Source organism: Kribbella sp. NBC_01510, from assembly GCF_045040325.1.
In the GTDB taxonomy this organism is placed as follows: domain Bacteria; phylum Actinomycetota; class Actinomycetes; order Propionibacteriales; family Kribbellaceae; genus Kribbella.
Window position 1 is genome coordinate 2,141,048 of the sequence record NZ_CP109418.1, and the last position, 22,836, is coordinate 2,163,883.

The window sequence follows — 22,836 nt, forward strand, 5'->3', positions numbered from 1 at the left end:
TCAGATGCCGCGGACGTTGGGCTGGCGCTGGTCGAAGAACAGGCCCGCGGGCGGTTCCTCCACCGGCAGCGGCGGGATCGGGTAGTCGGTGTGCGCACCCCGGCAGGCCGCGAACGGGCCGTCCGGGTCGAGCAGCGCCATCATGTGCGGGTCGGCGTGGTCGCGCCACCAGACCGACATCCCGGTCGCCGGGTCGAGCCGCAGGTGTTCCCAGGCGCGCCAGATCGAATCCAGCCGGCTCAACGCCTCGGCATGCCGGTACCACTCCGGGCACCAGATGTACTGCTGCCCGATCCGCCGGGTGTACAGGTAGATCAGCCGGTCCTCGACGAACGCCGCGACATGCGGGTAGAAGAGCTCCTGTTCACCATCCACCGCGCTGCTCCTCGTTCTGCTCCCAGACCGGCCTCTCCGGGCCGCGTGGGGCGGGCGCCTGCTGGGTGCCGGCCGAGACCCACGGGTTCCCGCCGGCCTGCGGCGCCGGCGCACCGGACGCTCCCGGGTCGTACTTGGCCAGCGACGCCTTCACCGCACCGGCGTCCGGCCGGGTGAACCACGGCACCGTCTTCACCATCGTCGCCGGGATACCGGACGGGAACACGACCGCGCGCCCGGGCGGCATCGCGGCCAGGTCGGACACCTCGAGGATGTTGTGCCGCTGGGTCTGCCGGCTGGTGCCGCGCTTGCCCTCGTTGTACGACACCGAACTGGAGACGATGTCGTAGTCGCCGATCAGCTTGCTCAGCCGCTCGAGGAAGTTCGAGTCCGAGGCGCCGCCGCCGTACACCCGGATGTTGGCGGCGGACCAGAGCTTCTCCATGCCGTGGTCGCCCCAGCACTCCTGGCCCTGCGCCCACGACTGCAGGATCGTCATCAGCACGATGCCGCGGGAACCGAAGTGGCTGTAGAGGTCGGGCAGGTTCTTCCAGCGGCAGACGTTCGCGGCCTCGTCCAGTACGCCGACCAGCGGGCTCGGCATGCGGCCCATCGGCATGCCGCGCGCGTACTGCTCGGCCGCCTCCACGACAGCCACCGTGAGAGCGGTGACCAGCGGACCCGCCGTACCGGCGCCTTCCTTGGAGAGGCTGTACAGCGTGCCGCCCTGGCGGACGAACTCGTGCGGGTTGAACTGCGGGCGTGTGTCGTTCGGGCCCTGCGGGATGACCCAGCGGGTGACCTTGCGGTTGACCAGGAACATCGCGCTCTGCTGGGCGGTGCCGTAGACACCGGCACGCTGCTTGTCCGGCGCGTTGATGACCCCGGACAGCGCGTCCGCGGACAACTGCAGGCCGGGGGTGTTGCGCAGGATCCGCTCGGGCTCGTCGTTCCGCTGGTCGGCCAGCCAGGAGTAGACCTGGGTGATCGGGCGTTTCGCGACCGCGGCCGCGAGCAGCAGCCCGGCCAGCAGATCGGTGCCGGCGGCATCGAAGAACGCGTCGGTCTGGGCGGTCTCCTTGCGCTGCGAGGCGACGAAGTGCTCCGCCATCTCGCGCGCCTTGGTCTCGTCGGTGATGTAGCTGAGCGGGTTCCACCACCAGTTCGGCGGCTCCTCGCAGACCTCCTGCGGGTCGAACACCCAGACCGGCCCGCGCTCGGACCGCGGCCCGCGGGTGGCGTCGACGATGTCCCGCTTGTTCGAGGTGGCGACCACCGAGCCCGGCGCGTCCAGGATCGCCGGTACGGCGCGGGACGTGGTCTTACCGGTCCGGGGACCCCAGATGTCGACGTGCATGTCTTCCCAGGACCCGAAGACCTCGAGGTTGTCCCGGACGGTCCGGCCGATCAAAATGCCGGGACCGGCGTGCCCGGCGCCGAGCCGGTTGGCGATGTCCTGGGCACCCTCACGGGTGAGCTTGTAGATCTCGGACCGCTTCGACATCAGGAACGCCTGCTTGTCCACGCGGCCGACCGAGGACCGCTGGTTCCGGACGAAGAACCAGACGCCGCCGGCGATCCCGAGCAGCACCAGGACTTCGAGGATGAGGACGCCGGTCGCCGCGCCGGACCACATCAGCCGGCCCTTGATCAGGTCGGCCAGCGCCCGCATCGGGTTCGGCACCGGGCGGGTGTTGTTGATCCCGGCGGCGATCTTGAGCGCGCCCCACACGCCGACCACGACGATCGCGAACAGGCCGATGCCGATGAAGACCAGGATCGACTCGGCGGACAGCCCGCCCGGTCCGGTGCTCTTCTTGCCCTGGGCCATTACTCGTCAACTCCCGTTCGGGCGACCACTCGGGTAGTGGGATCCGGCGGCGGCAGCATCGCCGGGTCGTCCAGGCTGTACTGCCCGACGATCTCCTCCGTGCCGTCGGGGGCGACCTCGACCTTCAGCGGCTGGCCGTCGGCGCCGCTCTTCCACAGCTTGTTGGTGTCGTTGATCTCACGCTCGACCGAGGTGAGGCCGACGTGCACCGGGATTCCCGGGCGGCCACCCACCTTGACCAGGAAGTTACCGCGGCCGGGTGGCGCGGCCTCCTCACCGGTGGCCGGGTCCCACGCGGGCGGGTCCTGCCAGCCGATGAGCATGTTCTGCTCTTCCTGGGACATCGGCACGACCTCGGTCAGGTTCTCCATCTCGGCGCGTGGCAGACCGCCGCAGATGACCATGCCGGACCGCTCGACGAAGCCCTTCGCCTTCATCCGGTCCTCGGGGTGCTCCAGCGCCAGCAGGTCGGACATGGTGTGCGAGATCATCGCCATGCCGACACCACGCTGCCGGTTCAACCGGGTCAGCGCGTCGACGCGGTCGACCAGACCACGGCCGGCCCGCAGTACCCGCCAGAGCTCGTCGAGGATGACGAAGTAGTGCCGCCGCGGCTCGAGGCCGGCATCGGCCAGCGCCTGCGAGACCGCGACCGCTCCGAAGCCGTACGACCAGCAGGCCAGCAGTACGGCGGCCTGCAGGTTCGTCTCGGAGTCGTCGATGTTGGACACGTCGAACACGACCGGACGGTCCAGCTGCATCGGGTTGTCGGTCTGTTCGGAGAAGATCTCACCCAGCCGGCCACCACCGACCAGGCCGATCAGCGACGCCTCGAGGCCCTCGGTGATCTGCCGGTACCGGTCGAGGCTGCCGCGGTCCAGGGCGACGTTGCGGACCCGGTCCGGTGCCTCCTGGACGACTTGGAGCAGGTCACGCAGCACCGGCGTACCGGCGTATCTCTCGTCGAGGACCTTGAGGGCCTCGTCGATGATGGTCTCCTCGCGGTCCGTCGGCGGGGCCGAGCGCATGATCGAGATCAGCGCCGACACCATGGTCTGCCGGCGGCCGTGCGCGTCCGCCTGGATCGCCTCGCGGGCCTTGCCGGTGAGCCGGAGCGCGGCCTGGCGGGACTCGCCCGGGTCGAGCACGTTCAGGTGCCCACGGCCGCGGCCGAGCTGGATGACCTGCCCGCCGAGGGCCTCGATCAGGTCCTTGTAGTCGGGCTTGAGGTCGCCCAGCACCAGTGGCTGGATGCCGTAGCCGGCCATGCCGAGCGCCATCCGGCGGGTGATCGTCGACTTGCCCAGACCCGGCTTGCCGAGCACGAACATCGACGGGTTCGAGATCAGTTTGGCCCGCATGAACCAGCTGATCGGATCGCAGCACATGGTCGCACCGGACAGGATGTTGCGCCCGATCGGTACGCCGACCATCGGGCTGCCGGTGCCGGCCGAGAACGGCCACATGCCGCAGACCTGCACCGTCGTACCGCGCCACTCGGCCGGAGCCTGCAGGTAGGTCGAGTAGCCACCGCCCGGACCCGGCCAGCCCCGCGGCATCGGGCGCTTGCCCCGGCGCGACGGGTCGACCGGCTTCTTCGTCTTCTTGCTCACTGTGACTCCCCAGATGTCACTGTGCTTGTCTTGGTCACAGGGCCTCCCGGAGCCCGGCCGGGACGGCCAGGTGGCTCTGGAGTACGACGCCCAGCGGCAAGGCGGCCACGAACGCGGAATCCTGCGAGCCGTACGCCGGCCGGAGCAGGATGCGCGCGGTGGCGCCGAGATTGTCAATGGCAGCGACCATGTCAGGAATCTGCTCGGCCGTCATCACGGTTCCGGTCACGACCATGCCGAAGTTGACCAGACCGGCCCCACGCGCCTCCTCCTGCGCGGTCCGGTCGGCGGCCCGCGCCTCGGCCATCGTCCGCGCGGTCGGCCGGTTCGAGGTGGTCGCCCGGAAGGACGCGTTGCGCTTGTCCGCCTCCACCATCCGGGCTGAGGTGGCGGCGTCCAGCGGTCGGTAGAGCAGGGTGACCCGCTTGCGGTCGATGTCGGCGTGTGGCGCGACCAGCTGGGACAGCACCGACGAGAACACCTCACCACGCGGCGCCTGGGTCATCTGCCAGGTCACCGACCACGCGGAGTCATGCCGGTACTTGTCCCAGAACCCTTGGGCGGCGGCCGGGCCGACGTCGGTCCACTGCAGTTCCGGCGCCATCCCCTGGCTGCGTGCTTCGTCGATCAGTACGGCGGAGGCCGGGTCGTACGCGATCCGGATCGTCTCGCACAGCTCCTGCGCGGTGACCGGCCGGGCCGCGCCCGCGCCGGTGGCGTTCAGGCTCTGGGTGAGTGCGGGCAGCCGGGACGCGAGCTCGCGTCCCATGTCCTCTTCCTTGCGGCGCTTGCCGTTGCGGTCCGTGCCCTTGAAGGTGAGCGCGACCCGGGCCGAGACCAGCGCGGAGCCCTCCGGGTAGGTCTGCACCACCTCGGTGAGCATGGCCCGAGCGATGGCCGGCGTGCCGTCCATCATGTTGTTGCCGACCTCGCGGCGCAGCCGGATGCCGGTGTCGGGCGCGCTCTCCACCGTCACCGACGCGGCGACGATGCCCGGCTCGTGGCCGAGCGAGGCCAGCCACTGACCCCAGTGCGCGACCCAGACGTCCACCTGCTCCTCGTCGACCAGCGACGCACCGTCGGGCTCGGCGTTGATGACCACGGTGAAGTGCCGCGTGCTCGGGTAGAACAGCAGCGCGAACGGCCGGCCGTACGAATCCTTGTACTCGCTCAGCTGGGACGCTGCGGCCAGACCAGGGATCTGGAACTTGCCCCACGCGGTCCGCCCGAGCGGACCGGAACGGTAGATGTTGTGCTTCGCCATCTTTGCTCGTTGCCATCCAATGCGAGTCGAGATCCGTTGCAACGCGGACTGCCCGTGCTTGTCCTTGGTCATCAGCAGCAGCAGAGCGACCGCGACGAGCAGCAGCGTGATGACTGCGGCGAGCAGGCCGCCCGCCATCATCGTCACGATCGTGAGGAGCAGACCGCCCATCATGATGGCGGTGCCCAAAGTGCCCAGGCCGGCGATACCCGCCGACGCCGGCTGGCGCCAGTTGCCGTAGGTGCGCGGGGCGCTTCGTACGTTGTCAGCCGCTGCCACGTGGTCCGTCCGGAGGTCGAGGTGGAGGTTGCTGGTGCTGCTGCGGTGGCTGTCGGGTCGCCTGCTGTTGCCGGCCCGGGTCGCGAGTGGGGCCACCGCTGCCGCTCGGGCCACCGCCGCCTCCGCCACCACCGCCTCCGCCTCCGCCTCCGGAGCCCTCGTCCATGGCGTCGTTGCCCATGGTTTCGCCGGCGGCCATCTGGCCGGCCGCCTTGGTGGCGTCCACACCCATCTTCACGGCCACCACCGCGGCCGCGGCCGGACCGGCAGCTGCCGCCGCCCCACCACCAGCGGCTGCGGCTCCACCACCGGCCGCGGCACCTCCACCGCCGCCGGCAGCACCCGCCGCCGCGCCGCCACCACCACCGCCTGCTGCCGCAGCGCCGCCTTCACCGCCTGCCGCGGCACCACCACCACCGCCGCCACCACCGCTCGGGGGTTGCGACTGCTGGGTGGCACGACCGACATTCTGGGCACCGGTCGGGCCGTCGCCGCCACCACTGCCACTGCCACCGCCTTGATCGCCGGCTTTGTTGGCCGCGTCGGCCAGCTTGTCCACGGCCGGTCCGCCGAGCTTGGCCGCGAGCATGCCGGCTCCGGCGCCGCTCGCGGTGGCGGCGACCATCGGGACGATGAACCGCATCAGCGCGGGCAGCGCGAACAGCGCGAGCACCAGCATGGTCACGCCGGTGACCATGTTCATGACCTGGCCGCCGGGCGATTTGCCGTTGAAGTTCAGGCCCTGCCCGTTGTTCGAGGTGAGTCTGATCGCGGTCGCGTAGACGATCGCGGCCACCGGTTTGTAGAGGATGAAGGCGAGCAGCCAGGAGATGATCCGCTTGAACCAGCTCCGGCCCATCTCGGTGTTCGTCGCGGCCGCCGCGATCGGCAGCACGCCGAGCAACAGGATCAGCATCGCCGAACGGACCACCATCAGGACGATCTGGATCACCCCGGCGACGATGGTCAGGATGCCGATGGTGATCATCAGGCCGATGCCGATCGGCCCTGCGGCCGCGGAGAAGCCGAGCAGCGCCGCCATCGTGTCCCCGAAGCCCTTGCTGCCGCCGGTGTTGCCCATGCCGCAGTGCCAGCCCTCGCCGTTGTCCCACAGCGCGGTGGTGACCAGGCAGTCGGAGAACTTGTCGCCGAACTCGATCAGCGCCTGCGCGACCGCGATCGCCAGCGTCGAGGCGATGGCCAGCGTGATCAGTGACCGGAGGATGTCCCGGGCGGCCTCGCCCCGCTGGCTCCAGGCCATCTGGATGGCGCCGACCAGCACCCCGATCACCGCGACGAAGATCGCGATGTACTGGGTGTGCTCCCAGATGAAGCCGACCGAGCCGTTGGCCGGCTGGCCCGTCGTGATGCTGCCGACAGCCGGTGTCTTGACGTAGATCCAGAAGGTGCCGATCGTGCCCATCACCAGCGTGATCGCGGCGGCGATGGCATCGAGAATCGGCTGGAAGATCATGCTGATCACCTTGTCAATGACCGGTTGAAGGACATGTTGGACGGCCTTGAGCATGATGTCGTACCAGCTGAGCGGGATCATCTCAGGACGTCCTCGGCGACACGAAGCGCAGGATGGCGGGCAGTGCGACGACCGCGATGATCATCATGGTGACGCCCATGACGACCTTGAGCGTCTCCGGTGTTCCCTCCGGCGCCTTGGCCCCTTCGGGCACCGCCGGTGCGGACATCAGCTTGATCGCCGTGGCGTAGATCAACGCCGCCACCGGTTTGTAGATGATGAATCCGCCCAGCCAGCCGATCGCCCGCTTGAACCACATCATGCCCATCTCGGTGTTCGTCGCCGCGGCGGTCAGTGGCAGTACGCCGACCAGCAGCACGAGCATCCCGTACCGGACGATCATCAGGCCCAGCTGGATGATCGCGGTGATCACCATCAGGATGCCGACGAAGATGATCAGGGCGAACTGCAGTTGTTCCCCCGGATCCATGAGTGGATCGGTCATCCGGGCGGCGAGTTCGTGCGCGAAGGCCTTGTCGTCCGCGTTGAGCGCCTGGCTGATGATCCACGAGGAGAACTCGTCCGAGGCCTGGATCAGCAACGCGGCGAAGCCGGTGCCGGCGGCGGACACCACGACCATGGTGAGCAGCGATCGCAGGATCTCGCGCAGCGGCTCACCACGGTGCGAGACCGCCATCTGGATCGCGGCCACGACCACGGCGATGAAGGCGGCCGCGCCCAGAATGTAGTTCGTATGGACCTGGATGAAGCTGACCGTGCCGTTGTCCGAGACGTCCGGGGTCTTGATATAGATCCAGAGGAAACCGACGGCCTGCAGCACGACGTTGACGGCCTCGACGACGACTCTCTGGATGGCCTCGAAGATCAGCTTGAAGAAGGGACCCATGACGGCATTGATCGCCTTGCCGAGGTATTCCTCGACACAGTCGTCCCAGTCCCCGGGCCACCAGGAACAGCCGAGCGCGATCACGACGCACCACTGAACCTGACGTAGCCGTCGAGCCCTTGCAGCACGTCCGGGGCGACCTCGCCGTTGAAGCTGCCGTCGGGCTTGAGTGCCGCCTTCCAGTCGCCGCCCGACCAGACCATCGTGACCGGCAGCGACGCGACGCTCGAGTTGTTCAGCTCGGCCGCGACCTGGATGATCGCGCGGTTGCGCTGGTAGTCGATCACCTTGAAACCGGCGAACTGGACCTGCCCGGTGGCCTGCGGGGTCGAAGGGCTCCGGACCTCGGCGAGCGCACGTGTCCGCCCCGGGCCGGGCAGGACACGCGTCTCCAGCACGGACTCGGCCAGGTCCTGGTTGCGGATCTGGCCGAGCAGCACGAGGGTCGCGAGCACGGCTCCGGTCGGCGAGTGGGCGAAACAGGAACGCACGCCGTTGTCGGCCGTCGTCGCCGGGCCGCCGGCCTTCTGGAGCGGGATGAGCATGTCGGCCTCGAACTGCCACGTGACAGCCGGCGGCGCGGAGTACGGAATGCGCAGGTCCGGCTTCGGGTTCTTGCACCCGCCGGTCGACGAGTTGATCGGCGGCGGCGTACCCGGCGTGGTGGTGCCGGTCGGTTCCTCCGTGGGTGTGGCGGGCGGCACGGACGGCTCCTCGGTGGGCTGTTCAGTGGGTACGACGGAGGTCGGCGCCGGCGACTGCTGCGAGGTCGGCGTACCCGAGCCGCGGGCGAAGACCCACACCAGCAGACAGACGAACACCGCACCGACGACGATCGCCGAGGCAACGAATCCGCGCTCCTGCCAGAAGCGCGTGCCCTCACCTCCGGCGTCGCCGTCTCCGAGGCCGGAGTCGGGATCCCGGCTGAACAGTCCCATGGCCGATCAGCGTCCGACGAGCCGGCCGATGCTGCTGATCGTCACTGCAGCAGGCCGACCAGGGCCGACGCCGAGCCGATCACGATGCAGGCCGCCAGGACCCAGCCCAGCCGGGCCGCGTGCTCGCCACCCTCGCCGCGCCGCTGGCCGACGGCCATCATGGCGCCGGCGATCACGATGCCGAGGATGCAGATGGTGAAAGCGATCCAGGTGACCCACTTGATCACCAGGTTGAGCTTCTCCGCACCCGGCGGCTTCGAGCCCACGCCAGGGTCATCGACGAGCGGAAGCTGGCTGACAGCGTCCGAGATCACGTGTACCAACATCATCGCGATAGGTGCCTTTCAGTACGGGGCGGGGTAGTCCGCTGGGTTTGACGCGCGAAGAGCGTAGATGGATTCAAGGACTTCGAAAACCTCGTCCGGGGTGTTGTCAGGCGTGGGAGCCTCCCCTCTGCGCCACTCCTCGATCCACGGGATGTCCCACACCCGCGGTACGCCGCCGCCGACGATGTCGGCGAAGTCGTCGAGCACGCGCGGCAGCCGGCCGGGGGCGTCCGCGATCAGCACCAGGCCGAGGACGGCGACTCCCTGGACCACTCCCGAGGCCCACTCGATCGCGGCGCGTTGAGCAGCCCGCAGGCCGGATCCGTGGGTCCGGGCGACCAGGATGACCGGGGTCGGCACCGGTGGCGGCGGGATCGGCCAGCGATGGCCGGCCGCCCGGGTGCCCGGGAGGAGGAGCGACATCGTGGTCTCGCCGGCGCCGCCGTGCACACCGACCCACCACAACGTGTCCGCGACCGGGATCGCGAACTTGGGCAGCCGTTGATCCTCCGCGGGCGCCGGAACACCGTGCTGCGGCGCGGACGGCCCCCGTGGAGTGAGGTCCGGCGAGGGGGTGGGTGACGGCTGTTGCGGACCCGAGCCCGGCTGTTGCTGCTGCTGCCGAGTCCATGGGTTCTGCGTCATGGCCCCTCCTCTCGCGGTGCGTCACAGGCTGTCGCCCACAGTATTGTCTCGCTTTCCGGGTGTACGTTCGTGACCCATCCACAGGCGAGGATGTTTCTACCCCCTTGTCGGGGTCAGTCGAGCCACCGGGCTCGCGTCGTTTCTGCCTGCCCGGAATCCCTGGCATGCCTCGTGCGGGGGCCATGCTAGAACGAGGGCGTCGACTTCGGATGAGCGAGGGAGTTCTGTGGCGGGAATGAGAGGTCGTCGTGGCTGAGAAGATCCCGTCCTGGCCCAAGGTCACGATTCGGCTGTACGACGACCACAACGCCGAGGTGAAGATCGCCGGCCGCAGTCATCCGGTCAACCATCACGACCCGCGGCAGGCCGCGATCGCGCTGGTCAGCGAGCGGGCCGGGCAGCTCGGCCGCCCGGTGAAGGCGACCGCGGTCGAGTCCGACGGCGCCTCCTGGCCGCTGATCATCCACCCGGACGGCCGGGTCGAGGCGGTCGAGCCGGACGGTGGCGGCAGGGGCGGCGGCAACAAGCCGATCTGGCCGATCATCGTGGCGGCCGTCGTCGCCTGTGCGCTGATCGCCGGTACGGCGGTCTACCTGCTGGTGTTCAGCAAGGGCGACGGCGTGGCCACGCCGACCGCGTCGCCGAAGCTGCCGGCATTGCCCACGCCGAGCGTCGGGCCGGATCAGTTCGTCGCGCGGCCGGTCCCGCTGGGCTGGTCGGCCAACGCGAGCTGGACGGTCGACATCGCGCCCGACTCGACCCCCGCGGTGTCCCCGGACGGCACGGAGGTCGCCGTACTGACGCCGGACTCGAAGCTCGCCGTGTTCGACGGCAACGGCAAGGTGCTCTGGCAGGACAAGGTGCCGTCGCAGGTCGGGAGCCCGATCTACACCACCATCGACTCCAAGCGGGTCGTCGCGGTGGCGACGGAGAACACGCTGTACTACTGGGCCGGCGACGGCGCCCTACCGAACGAGATCGAGCTGCCGGACTCGGCGGACCTGCAGTTCTTCGGCGGCTCGCCGCTGGTGCAGATGGGCGAAACGGCCGGAGCCGGCGTGATCTCCGGCGGCAAGCTGAAGACGGTGCCGAACCAGCCGCGTTCGTCCACCATCCTGCTGGCCGAGGGCAGCCGCGCGTTGATGTCGCGGTACCAGGGACCGCTGTACTGGAGCGAGCCGGACAAGCCCGTGCAGGAGGTCAAGCTCCAACCGCCACCCGGTGCCAAGGACATCGATCACGTGGTGTCCGCCAGCCCGGGCCGCGCCCTCGTGCTGTGGAAGACGGCAACGGCGGACACCGTGATCCCCGCCGTGCACTCGACCGCCAACGGCTCCGCCGTCGCAACGTGTCAGCCCACCAGCGCGGACAACGTTGGCGACTGGCAGTGGGTCCCGGACACGGCCGGCAACGTCGCGGCCTGGGGTGAGTGCCTCATCGACTTCACCGCGCGGAAGTCGTTCCACTACGCCGACTTCAAGCCGGTGTCGATCACCGGCACGACGATCTACGGGACCGTTCGCAACGATCTGGTCGCCACCACGCCAGGTCACACCTCGCACACGCTGGCCAACGACACCGCGCGCCCTTGGGGGCTCGCCGGGGGCCACGCCATCGTCGTACAGAACTCCGTCCTCTTTGCCCTGGACAAGCGATGAGGCCGCTCGGGCGGGTTGTGTCCGGGGTGCTGGCGGTGATGGTGCTGCTGGTGCCGTCGGCGCAGGCGCGGGCGGACAACGATCCGGAGCCGGTGACGTGGCCCAAGATCGACCAACCGGATACCGGCGACCAATCGGACCCGGCTCCGGTCAGCTGGCCGAAAGTCCTCCCAGCAGAGTGAAACACCAAGGCCCGTGTCCCCTCGCGGGGGCACGGGCCTTGAGGTGTTGCTGAGGTCAGACGGCCGCGACCTCGAGGCGGACCGTGGCGGCCACCTCGGGGTGGAGCTGGACGGAGACCTGGTGCTTGCCGGTGGTCTTGATCGGCGACTCGATCGCGATCGCGCGCCTCTCGACCAGCGGGCCGCCGGCGGACTTGATCGCCGCGGCGATGTCGGCCGGGGTGACCGAACCGAACAGGCGACCGGTGTCACCGGCCTTGACATCCAGCGTGACGGTGAGCTGCTCGAGCTGGTTCTTGACCTCGCTCGCGTGCTCCTTGCCCTGGATCGCCCGGGCGTCGCGCGCCCGCTTGATCGACTGGATCTGCTTCTCGGCGCCGCGGGTCCAGCCGATGGCCAGGCCACGCGGAACCAGGTAGTTGCGGCCGTAGCCGTCCTTCACCTCGACGATGTCGCCGGGAGCTCCGAGGTTCTCGACCTCCTGCGCCAGGATGAGCTTCATGGTCCGCGCCTCCCTCAGCGAGCCGTGCTCGTGTACGGCAGCAGGGCCACCTCACGAGCGTTCTTGATTGCGGTGGCCACGTCGCGCTGGTGCTGCACGCAGTTCCCGGTCACCCGGCGGGCGCGGATCTTGCCGCGGTCCGAGATGAACTTGCGCAGCAGCGCGGTGTCCTTGTAGTCGACGTACGTTGCCTTGTCCTTGCAGAAGCCGCAAACCTTCTTCTTCGGCTTCCGAATGATCTTGGCCATTGTGGTGCTCTCTTCCTTCCAGAGCCCGGCACATGCCGGAATGGTCTGTCTTACCTGGTCACGACCCGGACCGGATCAGAACGGGGGCTCCTCCATCGAGCCGCCGCCCTGGCTGGCCCAGGGGTCGTTCTGCGGGGCGGCCTGGCCGCCACCGCCTTGTCCCTGCGGGGTCGCCCAGGGGTCGTTCTGCGGAGCGGCACCCTGGCCGCCGCCGAAGCCACCACCCTGGTTACCGCCACCGCCACCACCGAAGCCACCGCCGCCACCTTCGCCGCTGGGGCCCGAGCGCATCGCCCGGGTCACCTTGGCGGTGGCGCTGCGCAGGCTCGGACCGACCTCGTCCACGTCGATCTCGAAGACCGTGCGCTTGTTGCCCTCACGGTCGTCGTAGGAACGGGACTTGAGCCGGCCCTGCACGATCACGCGCATGCCACGCTGGAGCGACTCGGCCACGTTCTCCGCAGCCTGGCGCCAGACGGAACAACTCAGGAACAGCGACTCGCCGTCCTTCCATTCACCTGTCTGCCGGTCGTACGTCCGCGGCGTCGACGCGATCCGGAAGTTCGCGACGGCGGCGCCGGACGGGGTGAACCGGAGCTCAGGATCGTCGACAAGGTTGCCGACCAGTGTGACGACGGTTTCGCCTGCCATTGCCGTTCCTCCTGCTATCGGGTGTGACTGTGTCTACAGCTATCAGTAGCGGCTGGCGCCGACAGTACCGATGGCTGCTGACGACCCCAGGGTCAGTGCTGGTCCGGCCGGATGACCTTGGTGCGGAGGATCGACTCGTTCAGCGTGAGCTGACGGTCGAGCTCCTTCACCACCGCCGGCTCGGCGGTCAGGTCGATGACGGCATAGATGCCTTCGGCCTTCTTCTTCACGTCATAGGCAAGCTTGCGACGACCCCAGATGTCGAGCTTCTCGACCGTGCCACCTTCCTTGCGGACGATGTTCAGGTACTGGTCGATGGAAGGCTCCACGGTGCGCTCATCGAGCTCAGGGTCGAGGATCACCATGACTTCATAACGACGCATGCGCGAACTCCACCTCCTTCGGACTTGGCGGCCACGGTCTCTCCGTGGCAGGAGGGCGATGCGGGGTGCTCCGCGCCGACACTTGCCGTCGACGCCAAGCAACGAGCCCGGTCGATGGACCGGGCCACATCCAAGAGAATACCAGCGTCCGGACACCGTCTTGACCATATCCACAGGCCTGTTTCGGTGACTCTGTGTCACCGCCAGACGCGTGCGGGTGTCGTCCGGCGGGCCACCAGCACGAGCAACGGTACGGCGACAACCGCCGAGATGACCGCGAGCACCGGGAACCCGCCGAGCGTGAAGAGCCACGGCGAGGCGGCTGTGGCCAGCGCGGCGACGGTCCAGATCGACGACTCGACCCTGCTCTCGAGGTCGGTGCCGGCCAGTTGCGCGCTGCCACCGAGGTAGCAGAGGTTCCATGCGTAGCCGAGCAGGAACAGCGCCGGAGTAAAGGCCAGACCGGCCTGGCTGATCAGCAGGGCCGACACCAGCAGAAGGACGAGTCCGGCGAGCATCACCGGTCGAGGCCCGGAGCGGTCGATCAACCAGCCGGTCAGTGGAGACAGGGCGAACATCCCGAGGGTGTGAGCCGACAGCATCACTCCGAGCACGCCGAGGCCGTCGCCGTGCAGATGAGCATGCACAGGCACAGCAGTCATCAGCGCGACCATCACCAGATGCCCGACGATCATCACGCCGGCGGCCAGCACAACCGACGTACGACGAGACGGCGCGGAGGGCTCGTGGTGGTCGAGTTCCGGCTCGGCTGCGGGCTGACCGGCGCGGATGTAGGTCGACGCGACGAGTGCGGCGAAGACGGCGGCCACGGCGAGCAGGAAGGGTCCGGCGACCGGAGGTAGGCCGAGATACGTGGCAAACGACTGGGATGGCGCCATCAGAAACGGACCGCCGGCAGCACCCGCCGTACTGGCCCAGATGACTGTGCTCATGGCCCACGCGCGTCGGGACGCCGGTACGACGTCTGCGGCGGCGTACCGGGACAGCAGGCTCGCTGCGTTGCCGACGCCGAGCAGGAACATGCCCAGGAACAGCAGCGCCACTGGTGCGCCCACCGCAGCCAGCACTGTCAGCGCTCCACCAGAGACACCCACGCCGTACCCGGTGCGGAGTGCGTGGGCACGTCCAAGGCGACCAGTCCACCAGCCGACCACCATGGCGCCGACTGCGGTGCCGAGAACCCCTGCAGTGTTGGGCAGACCGGCCAGCGCTGGGCTGAGATCGTCGGCGATCAGGATGGTGCTCACCGCGCTGGCGGCGACCATCGCGGCGTTCATCAGGGCGGCGGCGAGAACGACGGGGATCAGCATGCCAACCACGCTAGAAAGGCCGCAGCCCGCGCTGAATGCCCGAAACAAGGCATCCGGCCTTGCGGAGGACCGATGTCGAAGGTGTTCTGGGGACATGACCTTTCAGGAGCGAGACCTGGACGCCACCGACTGGCAGATCCTCGCCGAGCTGCAAGCCGATGGGCGGCTGTCGTTCAACCAGCTGGGCAAGCGGGTCAACCTGTCACCGCCGGCGGTCGCGGACCGGGTACGACGCCTGGAAGAAGCCGGCGTGATCGTCGGCTACCGCGCCCAGGTGGATCCGGCTCGCGCCGGTCAGCCGCTGTCGGCCTTCGTCCAGATGCGCTGCACGACCGGGCGGTGCCTGCTCAAGACCACGCGGGCGGAGGACTTCCCGGAGGTCCTCGAGATCCACAAGCTCAGCGGCAATTCCTGCTCGATGCTCCGAGTCCGCGTCACCTCCATGCGCCACCTCGAGGGCCTCTTCGAACGCCTCGGTGAACACGGTGAGATGAATACCCACGTCGTCCTGTCCACAGAGTTCGAGGGGCGCCCGGTCCAACCGCCTGCGCAGGAGACACGGCCGGTTACCCGCTCGGCGGGATGGGGTTCCTGAACTGTCCATGGACGGTTCTAGGGTGGGTTCATGAGTTTCAAGCTGGGTGCCCACGTCGATCAGCAGGACCCGCTGGCCGAGGCGGCCGACCGCGGTGCCGACCTGGTGCAGTTCTTCCTCGGCAACCCGCAGGACTACAAGGCGCCGAAGCTCGCGTACGCCGACGGCGAGGAGGCACTGCGCGAGCGGGCGGCCGCGGCGGGCGTCGATCTGTACGTGCACGCGCCGTATCGGCTGAACGTGGCGAACACGAACAACCGGATCCGGATCCCGAGCCGCAAACTGCTGCAACAGACGCTCGACAAGGCCGCCCAGATCGCCGTGAAGGGCGTGATCGTGCACGGCGGGCACGTCGGCGACGAGGACGACCCCGAGGCCGGCTTCGACAACTGGCGCAAGTGCATCGAGCGCGCCGAACTGCCGGTCCCGCTGCTGATCGAGAACACGGCCGGGGGCGAGAACGCGATGGCCCGGCAACTGGACCGGATCGCCCGGCTGTGGGACGCGGTCCAGGCCTCCGGCAACGACCGTCTGGAGAACGTCGGCTTCTGCCTCGACACCTGCCACTTCCACGCGGCCGGGGAGGAGCTGCCCACAATCGTCGAGAAGGTGCTGGCGATCACCGGGCGGATCGACCTGGTGCACGCCAACGGCTCACGCGACGAGTTCGGCTCCGGCGCCGACCGGCACAGCAACTTCGAGGAGGGCCACATCGACCCGGCCGACATCGTCGCGGTGGTGCAGGCTGCCGGCGCCCCGGTCGTCGTCGAGACCCCGAACGCCGATCACGGCCAGAAGGCCGACATCGACTACCTCAGGGCGCACTTGAAGTAGGCGCGTTGAGGTGGTGCAGCCAGTAGGCCAGCCCCCACGGGAGCAGCAGGGCCAAGGCGGTCGTGCTGTGGATGGGGATGCCGGCGACGATCGCGAGCACGAGCAAGACGGTCGTGACCTGGAAGACGTCGAAGCGCTGGAGCACGCGGGTGCGCAGTGTGAGCCGGTCGAGAGCGCATGCGCTGTAGATAGCGATCAACCCCAGCAGGCACACGACGCCGACGACCACGCCGACCCAGGCCAGTCCGTCGTACCCGTCGGCGTCGCTGAGGATGCCGGACAGTTGGAAGACGCCGGCGAGCAGGGTGAGTACGGCGCAGGCCCAGAGCAGTCGCGTCGTCGTTTGGCGGGCCCGCTCAGGATCAGGCACGGGGTCCGGTTCTGAGGGCGCCATGGGGGCGACGGTAGCGCAGGGAGAGAATGGCGCGCATGCAGACCTGGGCCGAGCGGTTTCCCGAGCTCTTCGCGCCGGGCCACTGGGCCTGGGGTGAGGTCGACGTCCGGTACTCGATCGAGAAGCCGGCCGACGAGCTGATCAGCAACGTGCATGTGGTCGGCCGGGCCGACGGCGGGATCGTTGTCTGCAGCAACGATCTGGGCTGGCGCTTCCTACCCGGCGGGACTCGCGAGCCGAACGAAGCCATCGAGCAGCTCGTGCACCGCGAGCTCATCGAGGAGGCCGGCGCCCGGCTGACCGGACCGCTGACCTGGCTCGGCGCTCACCGGGCCGAGCATCGACGGCCCACGCCGTACCGCCCGCACCTGCCGCACCCGATCTCCTACTGGGCGACCGTCGTCGCGGACGTCGTGGTCGACGGGCAACCGACCAACCCCGACGACGGCGAGCAGGTGACCGAAGTTCTCGTCCTGCCACCGGACGAGGCCGCCGACTACCTCGACGCCAAGGCCGACGGCGGGGCGATGGGCAGTCAGGTCAGGCTGGCTCAGGCAATGGGACTGGCTTAGCCGACTGCCACGGCAGCACGACGGCACTCAGCAGGCAGGACGCACCCGCGACCCACAGCGCGCCCCGCACACCGATCAGCGCCGCGAGCACACCACCGAGCGCCATAAAGGCAGGCTGCACGCACCGCGAGCTGATCGACCACGAGCCGACCACCCGGGCCATGAAGCCGTCCTCGGTCACCTCCATCCGGTACGTCGCGAACGACGGGTTGAAGGCACCGGCGGCCACCAGCAGGCCGGTCTCGGCCGCAGTGAGCAGCAGCAGCCCACTGAAACCGTGCGGCGCCAACGGGAACAGCAGCAGCCAGGGAGCCCGCAGGACGCCGAACACGATGAGCATCCGATGCAGTCCGTGCCGACGGGTGAGGCCAGGCGCCAGCTGGGCTCCCAGCACACCGCCCAGACACGACGCCCCGAGGAACACCCCATAGCTCCAGGGCGCCAGGCCGAGGTCGCGCAGCATGAATACCGTCAGCAGAGGCATCGTCATCATCACCGGCCCGCCGAACAGTTGCGAGTTCCAGAACAGTGCCCGCAGTCCGCGATGACGCAGGATGTATCGCCACCCGGCGGTGAAGTCCGCCTTCCCATCCCGCCGGACCGGCGCCGGCTCGGGCTGCTGGATCCGCCGGACACCGAGGGCCGACAACAGGAACGACACCGCGTCGACGGCCAGAGTCGCAGTCGCGCCGACCAGGCTCACCAGCGCACCGCCGATCGCCGGGCCCACGCTCAGCGTGATCCAGTTGGTCTGCTCGAACCGGCTGTTCGCCTCGGACCGCCCTTCGACGGGGACCAGCGCCTTCAAGTGCGCGCCACTCGCCGCCTGGAACGCGATCATCGCAGCGGCCTGGACGGCGCCCACCACGCAGAGCTGGAGGTAGGTCAGGGCGTCGAACACCGCCGCGACCGGGACCGAGCCCAGTACGACGAACCTGGCCAGGTCCGCGGTGATCATCACGGGCCGCTTGCGCCGCTGCTCGATGAAGTCACCGAGCGGCAGGCCGAGCACGGCGCCGACCGCGGACAACGCGGAAAGCATGGACACCTGGAAGGTGCTGACATCCAGAGCGAGTACGGCGATCAGCGGCAGGGCACCGAGACCGACCGCCGATCCGAAAGCGCTGACAGTGAACGCAACCCACAACCGGTGGAAGTCTCGACCCAAAGACATCCCGCGATCGTAGGAGGCGGCACCGACAGAATCAGCGCAGGTTCAGACCGCCGTCCAGCAGGACGACTTCCCCCGTCAGATAGGTGTTGTGGACGAGTGCCGAGATCAGGTCCGCGACATCCGCGGGCTGTGCCGCGCGGCGCATCGGGCTCGAGGTTTTCCACAGCTCTTGCGCCTCGGTCCACGATGCGGTGAGGGGCGTGTCGACCAGGCCGGGCGCCACCGCGTTGACTCGCACGGACGGTCCGAGAGCGGCGGCCAGCAGCTTGGTCACGTGATTGAGTGCGGCTTTCGAGGCGGCGTACGCGACCGAACTGCCCTTCGGCCGGACGCCGGCATGGCTGGTGACGTTGACGATGCATCCGCCCGATTCGGTGAGCGCGGGGAGAGCCGCCGTACACAACAGCCATGGCGCGATCAGGTTGACGTCGAGTAGTCGCCGCCAGTCGTCCGCGGTCAGTCCGTCCAGCTGCGCATGCGGCACCGGCCAACTGATCCCCGCGTTGTTCACGAGTACGTCGAGCTGCCCATGCTCGGCCAGCACACTCGGGACCAGGGCACTCGCCGCCGCGTCGTCGGAGAGATCGGCCTGGTGATACGACCCCCCGAGCTCCGCGGCCAACGCCTCGCCGGCTTCCCGACTGGAACGCGAATGCACCGCTACGGTCATCCCGTCCTTGGCCAATCGCCGCGCTGTCGCAGCACCGATCCCAGAAGCCGACCCCGTCACCAACGCCACTCTCCGCACCGCTCCACCCTAGAAGCTCGGTGGAATCCGCTCAGGCGCGGTAGCGGAGTCCGTCCAGCAACAGGTTGAGCAGACGGTCGGCCTGGTCGCGTTTGGAGCCGGCCGCGAGCGCGACGCCGCTGAGGCTGACCAGGACGTCGTCGGCCGAGACGTCGGGACGAATCTCGCCGGCGGCCACCCCCGCGTCCAGCAGGCGTTTGATCGCACCGACCAGGAGCTCGAAGCTCTGGGCGTACGGGTTCGCCCCCGACGCCATCACCGCGCGGAGCGCGTCGGCCATGCCGAGCTTGCGGGTCATGTAGTCGACGAAGCGGTCCATCCAGGCCCGCAGCGCCTCGGCCGGCGGCATCTTGTCGAGCAGCTCCGGGGCCGCGGCGCAGACCGCGGCGAGTTCGTTCCGGTACGCCGCCTCGATCAGCAGCTCCCGGGTCGGGAAGTGCCGGTACAGCGTGCCGATGCCGACGCCGGCGTCCTTGGCGATCCCCTCCAGCGTCGCCTCCAGACCGCATTTCGAGAACGCGGCCGACGCGGCGACCAGGATCTGGTCGCGGTTGCGCTGGGCGTCCGCGCGCAGCGGGCGCTCGGTGGTGCCCGTCATGTCCCCCTCCTCAAACGCGTCTTCAGACCCTAGCGGACTTGTTAACCGGAGGAGCCTCCAGTTAACTCGAATTACCGGAGGATCCTCCGTTTACAGCCTAGCTCGCAGAACAGGACAGCCTGATGAGCAGGATCACCACCCCCTTCACCCATGACTCCACCGCCGCCGAGGTGATCGCCGGCGTCGACCTGACCGGCCGCCGGGCCGTCGTCACCGGCGGCGCGTCCGGGATCGGCGTCGAGACCGCCCGCGCGCTCGCGTCGGCCGGCGCCGAGGTCACCCTCGCCGTCCGCAACACCGCGATGGGTGAGCGCACCGCGGCCGGCATCATCGAGAGCACCGGCAACAACCACGTCTTCGTCGCGCCGATCGAGCTCGCGGACCGTGCGTCGGTCCGAGCGTTCGCCGCGAGCTGGACCGGCCCACTGCACATCCTGGTGAACAACGCCGGCGTGATGGCCGAGCCGCTCAACCGCACGCCGGAAGGGTGGGAGCACCAGTTCGCCACCAACCACCTCGGCCACTTCGGCCTGGCGCTCGGTTTGTACGACGCACTCGCCGCGGCCGGTGATGCTCGAATCGTCTCGGTCAGCTCCAGCGCGCACCTGCGCTCGGACATCCACTTCGACGACATCCATTTCGACCACCGGCCGTACGAGGCATGGGCGGCGTACGGGCAGTCGAAGACGGCGAACGTGCTGTTCGCCGTCGAGGCGGCCAAGCGCTGGGCGAGTGACGGCATCATCGCCAACGCCCTGATGCCCGGCGGGATCCGGACCGCGCTGCAGCGGCATGTTCCTGACGACGTGCAGAAGGCGTGGGACCGCTTCCAGTGGAAGACCGTCGAGCAGGGCGCGTCGACCTCGATTCTGCTGGCCGCGTCACCGCTCGTCCACGGCGTTACCGGCCGGTACTTCGAGGACAACAGCGAAGCAGTGCCCGCGACGCAAGACGATCCCAGGCACGGCGTCGCGCCGTACGCGCTCGATCCGGAGTCGGCCACTCAGTTGTGGGATCTCTCCGAGAAGCTCCTGGCCGGCTGACGGCCGACCTTGAGCACCGATCAACCGTTCTCCGCCCCGGAAAGTGGTTGGTGGGTTCTCGAGGTGGGTTTGATCAGGCACCGGCTCGGCTACGGATAAAGGCTTCGGGCCGGTAACCTGACCGACCGTGAGTGACTTGAGCATCCGGACCATCTCGACCGACGAGCACGCTGCGTACATCGCGGCGCAACCGGCGGCGAGCTTCCTGCAGACCCCTGGCTGGGCCGCGGTGAAGAACGAATGGAAGGCGGAGTCGCTCGGCTGGTACGACGCTTCCAACCCGGGCGAACTGCTCGGCGTGGGACTGGTGCTGTACCGGCAGATGCCGAAGGTGAAGCGCTACCTCGCCTATCTGCCCGAGGGCCCGGTGATCGACTGGGACGCCGTCGACCTCGGTCGGTACCTGCGCCCGCTGGCCGCGCATCTGCAGCAGCGCGGGACATTCGGCGTACGCATGGGGCCGCCGGTGCCGACGCGGCGGTGGGGCGCGAAGACGATCAAGGACGCGATCGCCGGTGGTCAGCAGCCGAAGCTCGGCGACGTCCGGCCGGATGTGATCGAGCCGTCCGGTGAGATCGTGACCGCGCAGTTGCGCAAGCTCGGCTGGAAGGCGCCGCGGGTCGGTGAAGGGTTCGCCGCCGGGCAGCCGCAGTACGTGTTCCAGGTCCCGCTGGCAGGCCGCGGCCAGGACGACCTGCTGAAGGGTATGAACCAGCTGTGGCGACGCAACATCAAGAAGGCGGAGAAGGCCGGCGTCGAGGTGACGCAGGGTGGCGTCGCGGACCTGAAGGCCTTCCACCAGCTGTACGTCGAGACCGCGGAGCGCGACCACTTCACGCCGCGGCCGCTGCCGTACTTCGAGAAGATGCACACGGCGATGGCGAACCAGCCGGCCGACTGCTGTGACTTCCGGATCTACAACGCCTACCACGAAGGCGACCTGGTCGCGTCGACCATCTGGGTCCGGGTGGGCGGTCACTCCTGGTACTCCTACGGGGCCAGCTCGACCAACAAGCGTGACGTCCGTGGATCGAACGCGATCCAGTGGCGGATGATGACGGACGCGCTCGCGGCGGGTGCGTCCGTGTACGACCTACGGGGCATCACCGACACCTTGGACCCGAACGACCCACATGTTGGGTTGATCCAGTTCAAGGTCGGCACCGGCGGCGAGGCCGTCGAGTACGTCGGTGAGTGGGATCTGCCGTTGAACAAGGCGCTCTACACCGCATTCGACCTCTACATGAGACGGCGTTGACACCATGCCCCTAGTCCTGCACGTCGATTCCGATCGATGGCGTGATCACCTGCGTTCCACGTGGAACCCCGACATCATTCCGGTCGCCAAGGGCAACGGGTACGGGTTCGGCAACCAGCGGCTGCTGGCCGAGTCACGCGCGCTCGGCGCCCGCACGGTCGCGGTCGGGACGTACTTCGAGGTGCCGCCGGACCCGCGCGAGGACATCGTCGTACTCTCGCCGTGGCGGCCGTTCCTGGATGTCCCGCAGAGTAAGAACGTGATCCACACGGTCAGCCGGCTGGCGGACCTGGTCTCGATCCCGGCCGGCAGCCGGGTGCTGATCGAGGTGATGACCTCGATGCGGCGGCACGGCATCGGCGCGCGCGAACTGCGGCACACGATGCTTCTGAACGCGCTCGACCGGATCAAGTTCGAGGGCTGGTCGCTGCACTTCCCGATGGGTGCCGGCGGTACGTCGGCCAACCTGAGGGAAGCGCAGCAGTTGGCGAAGGCGGCGCTCGACGTCCGCAAGGGCACCCTGTGGGTGTCGCACGTACCGTCGCAGAAGCTGGCCGACATCGGTGAGAGCGTGAAGCTGCGGATGGGCACCGGGCTGTGGCTCGGCGACCGTGGTGCGCTGACGGTCCGCGCGACCGTGCTCGACGTGCACTCGGTGCGCCGCGGCGAGCGGGTCGGTTACCGGCAGCGGCGGGTCAGCGGGGACGGTCACATTCTGGTGGTGTCCGGCGGCACGGCCCACGGCGTCGGCCTGGAGGCTCCCACCGCTGCGGCGTCTGTCCGTCAGCGGGCGATCGCCATGGCGAAGGGCAGCCTCGACGCGGCCGGCATGGCGTTGTCGCCGTTCACCATCGAGGGCAAACAGCGCTGGTTCGCCGAGCCGCCGCACATGCAGGCCAGCATGCTGTTCCTGCCGTCGTCGGTGGCACCCCCCGCGGTCGGCGACACCGTCGGCGTCGACGTCCGCTTCACCACCACCAGCTTCGACAAGGTGTCCATGGACTAGTGGTGTT

Annotated in this window: 26 protein-coding genes; 8 read left to right on the top strand and 18 right to left on the bottom strand. The window is 68.8% G+C overall.

Annotated features, from left to right (window positions below):
• The 9 genes from OG558_RS10670 to OG558_RS10710 are packed head-to-tail and all read right to left on the bottom strand — an operon-like array spanning position 1 to position 9,652.
• Entirely contained in the window at positions 1-375 is a 375-nt protein-coding gene (locus tag OG558_RS10670; protein WP_329483027.1) for a DUF4913 domain-containing protein, read from the bottom strand.
• Positions 365-2,206 (bottom strand): TraM recognition domain-containing protein, encoded by a 1,842-nt coding sequence (locus OG558_RS10675; RefSeq protein ID WP_329483028.1) that lies wholly within the window; start codon positions 2,204-2,206, stop codon positions 365-367. The genes OG558_RS10670 and OG558_RS10675 overlap by 11 nt, the downstream gene beginning before the upstream one ends.
• The gene (locus tag OG558_RS10680) at positions 2,206-3,819 is read right to left on the bottom strand and encodes an ATP/GTP-binding protein (protein ID WP_329483029.1); all 1,614 of its coding nucleotides are present in this window, start codon (positions 3,817-3,819) and stop codon (positions 2,206-2,208) included. The genes OG558_RS10675 and OG558_RS10680 overlap by 1 nt, the downstream gene beginning before the upstream one ends.
• A gap of 34 nt (positions 3,820-3,853) precedes the next feature.
• The gene (locus tag OG558_RS10685; RefSeq protein WP_405072144.1) at positions 3,854-5,458 is read right to left on the bottom strand and encodes an SCO6880 family protein; all 1,605 of its coding nucleotides are present in this window, start codon (positions 5,456-5,458) and stop codon (positions 3,854-3,856) included.
• Complete coding sequence (locus tag OG558_RS10690; RefSeq protein WP_405070070.1) at positions 5,349-6,917, bottom strand: hypothetical protein; 1,569 nt, start codon at positions 6,915-6,917, stop codon at positions 5,349-5,351. The genes OG558_RS10685 and OG558_RS10690 overlap by 110 nt, the downstream gene beginning before the upstream one ends.
• Position 6,918: 1 nt before the next feature.
• A complete protein-coding gene (locus OG558_RS10695; RefSeq protein ID WP_329483032.1) occupies positions 6,919-7,827 on the bottom strand; it encodes a type IV secretion system protein in 909 nt (302 codons plus the stop codon).
• A complete protein-coding gene (locus tag OG558_RS10700) occupies positions 7,824-8,681 on the bottom strand; it encodes a hypothetical protein (RefSeq protein ID WP_405070071.1) in 858 nt (285 codons plus the stop codon). Before OG558_RS10700 ends, OG558_RS10695 begins: the two co-directional genes overlap by 4 nt.
• A gap of 41 nt (positions 8,682-8,722) precedes the next feature.
• On the bottom strand, positions 8,723-8,995 hold the full coding sequence (locus tag OG558_RS10705; protein WP_329483034.1) for a TrbC/VirB2 family protein: 273 nt from the start codon (positions 8,993-8,995) through the stop codon (positions 8,723-8,725).
• 30 nt (positions 8,996-9,025) lie between these two features.
• Positions 9,026-9,652, bottom strand: coding sequence for a DUF6668 family protein (locus OG558_RS10710; protein ID WP_405070072.1), 627 nt, complete (start codon positions 9,650-9,652; stop codon positions 9,026-9,028).
• Positions 9,653-9,900: 248 nt separating this feature from the next.
• On the opposite strand from OG558_RS10710, the gene OG558_RS10715 reads away from it, so the two are divergent.
• Together OG558_RS10715 and OG558_RS10720 are read left to right on the top strand one after the other, a co-directional pair.
• Positions 9,901-11,310: a hypothetical protein gene (locus tag OG558_RS10715; protein WP_405070073.1), complete on the top strand. Its 1,410-nt coding sequence runs from the start codon at positions 9,901-9,903 to the stop codon at positions 11,308-11,310.
• On the top strand, positions 11,307-11,492 hold the full coding sequence (locus OG558_RS10720; protein WP_329483037.1) for a hypothetical protein: 186 nt from the start codon (positions 11,307-11,309) through the stop codon (positions 11,490-11,492). The genes OG558_RS10715 and OG558_RS10720 overlap by 4 nt, the downstream gene beginning before the upstream one ends.
• Positions 11,493-11,547: 55 nt before the next feature.
• Here the strand turns inward: OG558_RS10720 and rplI are convergent, their stop codons facing one another.
• From rplI to OG558_RS10745, 5 genes are all read right to left on the bottom strand, one after another.
• Complete coding sequence (rplI, locus tag OG558_RS10725) at positions 11,548-11,994, bottom strand: 50S ribosomal protein L9 (protein WP_328524773.1); 447 nt, start codon at positions 11,992-11,994, stop codon at positions 11,548-11,550.
• 14 nt (positions 11,995-12,008) lie between these two features.
• A complete protein-coding gene (gene rpsR / locus OG558_RS10730; protein ID WP_012924539.1) occupies positions 12,009-12,242 on the bottom strand; it encodes a 30S ribosomal protein S18 in 234 nt (77 codons plus the stop codon).
• A 75-nt stretch (positions 12,243-12,317) separates the two neighbouring features.
• The gene (locus tag OG558_RS10735; protein WP_405070074.1) at positions 12,318-12,893 is read right to left on the bottom strand and encodes a single-stranded DNA-binding protein; all 576 of its coding nucleotides are present in this window, start codon (positions 12,891-12,893) and stop codon (positions 12,318-12,320) included.
• A gap of 92 nt (positions 12,894-12,985) precedes the next feature.
• On the bottom strand, positions 12,986-13,276 hold the full coding sequence (gene rpsF, locus OG558_RS10740) for a 30S ribosomal protein S6 (protein WP_132211461.1): 291 nt from the start codon (positions 13,274-13,276) through the stop codon (positions 12,986-12,988).
• Between the two features lie 197 nt (positions 13,277-13,473).
• Positions 13,474-14,607, bottom strand: a complete 1,134-nt coding sequence (locus OG558_RS10745) for an MFS transporter (protein ID WP_405070075.1) — start codon at positions 14,605-14,607, stop codon at positions 13,474-13,476.
• A gap of 94 nt (positions 14,608-14,701) precedes the next feature.
• Between OG558_RS10745 and OG558_RS10750 the strand changes: the two genes are divergently transcribed.
• Both OG558_RS10750 and OG558_RS10755 read left to right on the top strand, forming a co-directional pair.
• A complete protein-coding gene (locus OG558_RS10750; protein ID WP_405070076.1) occupies positions 14,702-15,202 on the top strand; it encodes an Lrp/AsnC family transcriptional regulator in 501 nt (166 codons plus the stop codon).
• Positions 15,203-15,232: 30 nt separating this feature from the next.
• Entirely contained in the window at positions 15,233-16,036 is an 804-nt protein-coding gene (locus tag OG558_RS10755) for a deoxyribonuclease IV (protein WP_328524777.1), read from the top strand.
• Here the strand turns inward: OG558_RS10755 and OG558_RS10760 are convergent.
• Positions 16,017-16,430 (bottom strand): hypothetical protein, encoded by a 414-nt coding sequence (locus OG558_RS10760; protein ID WP_405070077.1) that lies wholly within the window; start codon positions 16,428-16,430, stop codon positions 16,017-16,019. The two genes, OG558_RS10755 and OG558_RS10760, sit on opposite strands and share 20 nt — an antisense overlap.
• A gap of 35 nt (positions 16,431-16,465) precedes the next feature.
• Between OG558_RS10760 and OG558_RS10765 the strand changes: the two genes are divergently transcribed.
• Positions 16,466-17,002: an NUDIX hydrolase gene (locus tag OG558_RS10765; RefSeq protein WP_405070078.1), complete on the top strand. Its 537-nt coding sequence runs from the start codon at positions 16,466-16,468 to the stop codon at positions 17,000-17,002.
• On the opposite strand, the gene OG558_RS10770 is transcribed toward OG558_RS10765, so the two are convergent.
• Genes OG558_RS10770 through OG558_RS10780 form a run of 3 tightly spaced genes read right to left on the bottom strand, consistent with a single transcriptional unit; the run spans position 16,971 to position 19,522 of the window.
• On the bottom strand, positions 16,971-18,176 hold the full coding sequence (locus OG558_RS10770) for an MFS transporter (RefSeq protein WP_405070079.1): 1,206 nt from the start codon (positions 18,174-18,176) through the stop codon (positions 16,971-16,973). The genes OG558_RS10765 and OG558_RS10770 overlap by 32 nt on opposite strands.
• Before the next feature lie 31 nt (positions 18,177-18,207).
• The gene (locus OG558_RS10775; RefSeq protein ID WP_405070080.1) at positions 18,208-18,924 is read right to left on the bottom strand and encodes an SDR family NAD(P)-dependent oxidoreductase; all 717 of its coding nucleotides are present in this window, start codon (positions 18,922-18,924) and stop codon (positions 18,208-18,210) included.
• 31 nt (positions 18,925-18,955) lie between these two features.
• Entirely contained in the window at positions 18,956-19,522 is a 567-nt protein-coding gene (locus OG558_RS10780) for a TetR/AcrR family transcriptional regulator (protein WP_405070081.1), read from the bottom strand.
• 122 nt (positions 19,523-19,644) lie between these two features.
• On the opposite strand from OG558_RS10780, the gene OG558_RS10785 reads away from it, so the two are divergent.
• The 3 genes from OG558_RS10785 (at position 19,645) to OG558_RS10795 (ending at position 22,829) form a co-directional block, all read left to right on the top strand.
• Positions 19,645-20,565, top strand: coding sequence for an SDR family NAD(P)-dependent oxidoreductase (locus OG558_RS10785; RefSeq protein WP_405070082.1), 921 nt, complete (start codon positions 19,645-19,647; stop codon positions 20,563-20,565).
• 127 nt (positions 20,566-20,692) lie between these two features.
• The gene (locus OG558_RS10790; protein ID WP_405070083.1) at positions 20,693-21,823 is read left to right on the top strand and encodes a lipid II:glycine glycyltransferase FemX; all 1,131 of its coding nucleotides are present in this window, start codon (positions 20,693-20,695) and stop codon (positions 21,821-21,823) included.
• Between the two features lie 4 nt (positions 21,824-21,827).
• Positions 21,828-22,829, top strand: coding sequence for an alanine racemase (locus OG558_RS10795; protein ID WP_329483050.1), 1,002 nt, complete (start codon positions 21,828-21,830; stop codon positions 22,827-22,829).
• The last annotated feature ends 7 nt before the right edge of the window (positions 22,830-22,836 follow it).